The sequence below is a fragment of the Rhizobium sp. PEPV16 genome (assembly GCF_008919455.1).
Lineage (GTDB): Bacteria > Pseudomonadota > Alphaproteobacteria > Rhizobiales > Rhizobiaceae > Rhizobium > Rhizobium leguminosarum_Q.
Genome location: NZ_VSZV01000183.1, coordinates 6,409 through 11,116, shown reverse-complemented (window position 1 = coordinate 11,116; position 4,708 = coordinate 6,409). Strand labels below are relative to the sequence as shown.

At 60.1% G+C, this 4,708-nt stretch carries 4 protein-coding genes and 1 pseudogene; 4 read left to right on the top strand and 1 reads right to left on the bottom strand.

Translation table 11 applies throughout. The features are described 5' to 3' along the window. Positions 1-329: 329 nt before the first annotated feature. The 4 genes from FY112_RS04630 to FY112_RS04615 all read left to right on the top strand — a co-directional run bounded on the left by FY112_RS04630 (position 330) and on the right by FY112_RS04615 (position 4,458). Positions 330-2,711, top strand: coding sequence for a methyl-accepting chemotaxis protein (locus tag FY112_RS04630; protein ID WP_151517825.1), 2,382 nt, complete (start codon positions 330-332; stop codon positions 2,709-2,711). Between the two features lie 157 nt (positions 2,712-2,868). Continuing rightward, the gene (locus FY112_RS04625) at positions 2,869-3,432 is read left to right on the top strand and encodes an AAA family ATPase (protein ID WP_131624209.1); all 564 of its coding nucleotides are present in this window, start codon (positions 2,869-2,871) and stop codon (positions 3,430-3,432) included. Further along, a complete protein-coding gene (locus FY112_RS04620; protein ID WP_131718889.1) occupies positions 3,407-3,877 on the top strand; it encodes a GNAT family N-acetyltransferase in 471 nt (156 codons plus the stop codon). Before FY112_RS04625 ends, FY112_RS04620 begins: the two co-directional genes overlap by 26 nt. A gap of 74 nt (positions 3,878-3,951) precedes the next feature. Continuing rightward, the gene (locus FY112_RS04615; protein WP_017959577.1) at positions 3,952-4,458 is read left to right on the top strand and encodes an AAA family ATPase; all 507 of its coding nucleotides are present in this window, start codon (positions 3,952-3,954) and stop codon (positions 4,456-4,458) included. Between the two features lie 53 nt (positions 4,459-4,511). Here FY112_RS04615 and FY112_RS37420 read toward each other — a convergent pair. Then, positions 4,512-4,708: pseudogene (locus tag FY112_RS37420) on the bottom strand (cupin domain-containing protein); the annotation flags it as partial.

Here is a 4,708-nt window from a genome sequence, read left to right as displayed (position 1 = left end):
TGTCAGGCATGTTGCAATTTTGACGGTGAAACAGTGCCGACGCAAGAGGCGCCGGGCGAAAATCCTTATAGCGTCTTGATGTGACAGTTTCGCCAACGGCAGCAGCACCGCATCTGCGCGTCTTAAAAGAGGCGCAGCAGGCTGCCTTGTCATCAGTAAAGCTGGCGCAATACACCGTAAATTAACAGCATCTTTGTATTTTCATTAAATTGCGAACGATTTCCGCGACGTGCAGCCACGTCCTGAAATCAGTTCTCGGTTAGGGGGGAGCCGGGACGGAATAGATCGGTGCGCAATCGACGACCTGCCCGCTCGAGGAGGTTAAGCGCATGCAGTTCAAATCGGCGACCGAACGCAACATTTTTTCCGTGGCAGCCTGCGGTGTCATCACCACGATCGCGACATCGGGCGTTCTTTCTTACATCGCCTACAACGATATGCGCAAATCGAGCCTCGACGAGATGCTGCAGATCGCTGCTGCCAACTCGCTCAACGTCGAGAAATCCATGAGTGTGGCGCTCGGCATCGTCAATGCGTTGGAAACGTCGCTGTCGACGATGAAGGATGGCGGAAACGCCAATCGTGCGGCCGCCGACGCCCTGCTGAAGAACATGCTGCAGGATAATCCGATGGCGCTCGGTGTTTGGACCGGCTGGGAACCGAATGCCTTTGACGGCAAGGACAAGGATTTCGCCGGCAAGGAAGGCCATGACACGACCGGCCGCTACGTGCCTTACTGGGTCCGCAGTGGCGACAAGATCCAGCACACACCCCTGGTCGACTATGCCGTATCGGGCGCCGGCGATTACTACCAGCTGCCCTTTACCCAGAAAAAGACCGTGGTCGTTGAACCTTATGTCTACGCGGTCGACGGCAAGGACGTGCTGATGACCTCGGTCGCCAAGCCGATCATGGTCGAGGGCAAGGCGCTCGGCGTCGCCGGCATGGATATTTCGCTCGACGACGCCAACAAGGCGATCTCGGCAGTCCACCCGATGGAGACCGGCTATCTCAGCCTGGTGACGGGCACCGGCAGCATCATCAGCCATCCCTCCGCCGAGCTCGCAGGCAAGAATATCAAGGACGGCGGTGATCTGACCGCCGGCTGGGATCAGTTGATCGCCAAGCCCGGCGTCGCTCAGGAGATCGCGGGCCGGGATGGCCAGACCTATTTCTCGGTCGCCTATCCGGTAAAGCTGACAACTGACCTGAACTGGTACGCCGTCGTTTCGGTGCCCAAATCCACCGTCTTTGCCCAGCTCAACAACATGGCCTGGAGCGCCGTTGCGATCACCGCCATCGCTGCTCTCCTGCTCGGTCTTTCAGGCTGGCTCATTGCCCGTAAATTCATCCGCCGCATAGAGGGCGTGATCGCCGAGACCGATCGTATCGCCCATGGCCAACTCGACGTGCAATTGAGTGACAGACGTGCAAAGGACGAAATCGGCGACCTCTCGCGCTGCCTCGCCATCCTGCTGGAAAGCAATCGCCAGAAGATCAAGCTCGAAGCCGATGCGGAAACCTCCCGGGCCCGCGAAGAGATCGAACGGCAGGAGCGTTCCGTCCACCATGCCGCGCGTGAGGATTCGATCAAGTTCGCAGTCAGCGAACTCGGCAACGGACTGGCCGGCCTTTCGAATGGAGACATGACCGTCCGGCTGGAAAAGCCCTTTGCCGACTCGCTTGACGAAATCCGCGTCGATTTCAACGCCTCTGTCGAAAAGCTCCAGGCAGCCCTGATTTCCTTCTCCGAAAACGCCGCCGTCATCCAGGCCGGTTCGGAAGAAATCCGCTCGGGCGCCGACGATCTCGCCCGCCGCACCGAACAGCAAGCCGCTTCCGTCGAGGAGACCGCCGCCGCGCTCGAGCAGATCACCACCTCGGTCAAGGACTCCACCCTTCGCGCCGAAGAAGCGGGCGCGCTCGTCAGCCGCACCAAGGAAGGTGCGGAAAAGTCCGGAGAGGTCGTGCGCAATGCCGTCGACGCCATGACCGGCATCGAGCAATCCTCGCAGTCGATCTCCAACATCATCGGCGTGATCGACGATATCGCCTTCCAGACCAACCTGCTGGCCCTCAATGCAGGCGTTGAGGCAGCACGTGCAGGGGAGGCCGGCAAGGGCTTTGCCGTCGTCGCACAGGAAGTGCGTGAACTGGCGCAGCGCTCGGCGACGGCCGCCAAGGAGATCAAGGCGCTGATCACCTCGTCCGGCGCCCAGGTCAAGCGTGGCGTCGATCTCGTTGGCCAGACCGGCAAGGCGCTGCAGGCGATTGTTGCCGAAGTCCAGCAGATCAACAGCAATGTCCAGGCGGTCGTCCAGGCCGCCCGCGAGCAGTCGACGGGTCTCCTGGAGATCAACACGGCAGTCAACCAGATGGACCAGTCGACCCAGAAGAACGCCGCAATGGTCGAGGAATCGAATGCCGCCTCGCACACGCTGGTGACTGAGGTGTCTGCACTCTCGGAGCGTCTGGCGCAGTTCAATCTCGGCCAGATGGCAAAGGCGGCCCCCGTCGCGCGGACGGCTGCCAAGCCGCTCGCGCGCCCGGTCGCGGCGACGCTTGCGGCGCGCAGACAGGTTCCCGCCTCGGCCACCGACCATGCCAAGCCCGCTCCCTCGCCGGCCCGCGCACTCGGCGGTAAGCTCGCAGCCGCTTTCGGCACCTCAGCCGCACCGGCTTCGACCGAGGGCAACTGGGAAGAGTTCTAGGCATTTGGCGCGCGTCCTCGAAGCCGGCAGATATTGTTTTCCTCAAGCGGACAGGCCTGCAAGGATAGGACGCGCTCAATTTTGATTTGAAAGCACTCAATATCTCGCGCTAAGGTCACACAAAACCAGCATCAGCGCAAAGTCTTCGGAGTTGCCGGTGACGTTTCCCGATCCGCCAATCGCCTTTGACCGCATGCTTATCATGGGCAATGGCGGCGCAGGCAAAACGTGGCTTGCCCGTCGTATCGGTGAACAGCTTCACCATCCGGTTGTCCACCTTGACGACATGCATTGGGAGCCGGGGCGCTACGGCATCGATCGCGACAGAGCGTTGCGGGATGAGATGGTCAAGACAGCGGCCGAACGTGACGCCTGGGTCATGGAGGGCGTTTACGGACAATTGGCGAACATGGTCCTCAACCGCACGACGATCCTGGTCTGGATTGATCTGCCGGAGGAGGAATGCATCGCCAACATCAAGCTGCGGGGCATCCAAGGCGGCGAGACCGAAACGCAATTCGATGGTCTTTTGAAGTGGGTGGCCGAATACCGGAGTAGAACGAACAACTGGAATTCATTCGAGACGCACGCGCGGTTGTTCTCGGTCTTTTCCCGTCCGAAATTCCTGTTATCGAACCGTGAGGCCGTCACCGATTTTGCCGGCCGGTTGTCCACGAGCATCGACGAGGCCATCGATGAACGAGCCCAGATTTCCGAATGACGAGGGCGAAGACGCCCGGATGGTCGTCCAGGTATCTGCGGACGAACACTGGAGCGCCTACCACGACATCCGCAGCGCTGTCCTTTTCGACGCCCGCGGGTTGACTGGCTATGATGCGAACCATCCCGATGATCGAAGGGATGGACATTTCCCTTTGCTGCTTCTGCTTGAAAATACGCCAGTGGGTGCGGCTCGCCTCGATCTGACGGGCGACGAGACAGCATGGGTGCGAACCGTCGCAATCAGGACGGAATGCCAGGGAAAAGGGTACGGGCGGATGCTCATGACCGGTCTCGAAAAATTCGCATCACAACACGGGGTCGAGAGATTGCTTGTGAATGCGGCGCGAGACGCCGTGGGATTCTACGGCGCGCTCGGGTGGACCGTCGTTGAATCCGGTGGTGAAAACCCGGTGCTGACTAAGGAATTGCGAACCGGGCCTTAATGGTGAAGTATTGCGCTGACCGCGAGCTGCTCAGACGTTCTCGTGGAGCTTCTGCAACCAACGCCGAGGTCACGATGCTCATTATTTTTGGCGGTCTGCCTGGCAGTGGAAAGACGACGATCGCCCGCGCTTTGGCCGAACGGTTGAATGCGGTCCATGTGCGCGTCGATACCATCGAGCAAGCAATCCGCGCTTCGGGAATAGCCGATGATGCCGGGCCTGCAGGCTATATCGTGGCTTACGGTGTCGCCGGAGACAACCTGACCCTCGGCAGGACTGTTATCGCCGACTCCGTCAATCCGCTCCGGATAACCCGGGCAGCCTGGCTTTCTGTCGCGCAAACAGCCGGGGTGCCGGCAGCGGAGGTCGAGGTGGTTTGCTCGGATAAAGCCGAGCACCGCAAACGCGCTGAAACGCGCCTCACCGACGTCGAAGGTCTGGTGAAGCCGACATGGCAAGAAATTTCCGAAAGAGCCTATGACGAATGGCACGATGCAACCGTCATCGATACGGCTTCGAAAACTGTCGACGCCGTTTTGGATGAACTGGTGAGTCGATTGAAATCGATACCGCCAGCATAACTGACGAAGCAGAGCCTGATGTCGCCGAAAAGCGGCATCAGGCACCCACACCATCATGCCGCGAGAATAGTAATCCCGTAGGCATTGGCCGCCGCCGTCATGCGGGCGATGGTTTCGGCCGAAGGGCTAACTTTCGGCGGCTCGGTCGTACCTTCCGCTTCGATGAATTCGGCCATGTCCCGGTCGACGACCGCGGAAAAGACCACGGGAACGGTTCCGCGGTTGGAATAGCCGTGCACCACGAATGGCG

What these genes read in the sequence shown, in the direction of transcription:
- FY112_RS04615 (WP_017959577.1), top strand. Translation starts at nt 3,952, where the DNA reads ATGCTCATTATTTTTGGCGGTCTGCCTGGCAGTGGAAAGACGACGATC.
- FY112_RS04620 (WP_131718889.1), top strand. Translation starts at nt 3,407, where the DNA reads ATGAACGAGCCCAGATTTCCGAATGACGAGGGCGAAGACGCCCGGATG.
- FY112_RS04630 (WP_151517825.1), top strand. Translation starts at nt 330, where the DNA reads ATGCAGTTCAAATCGGCGACCGAACGCAACATTTTTTCCGTGGCAGCC.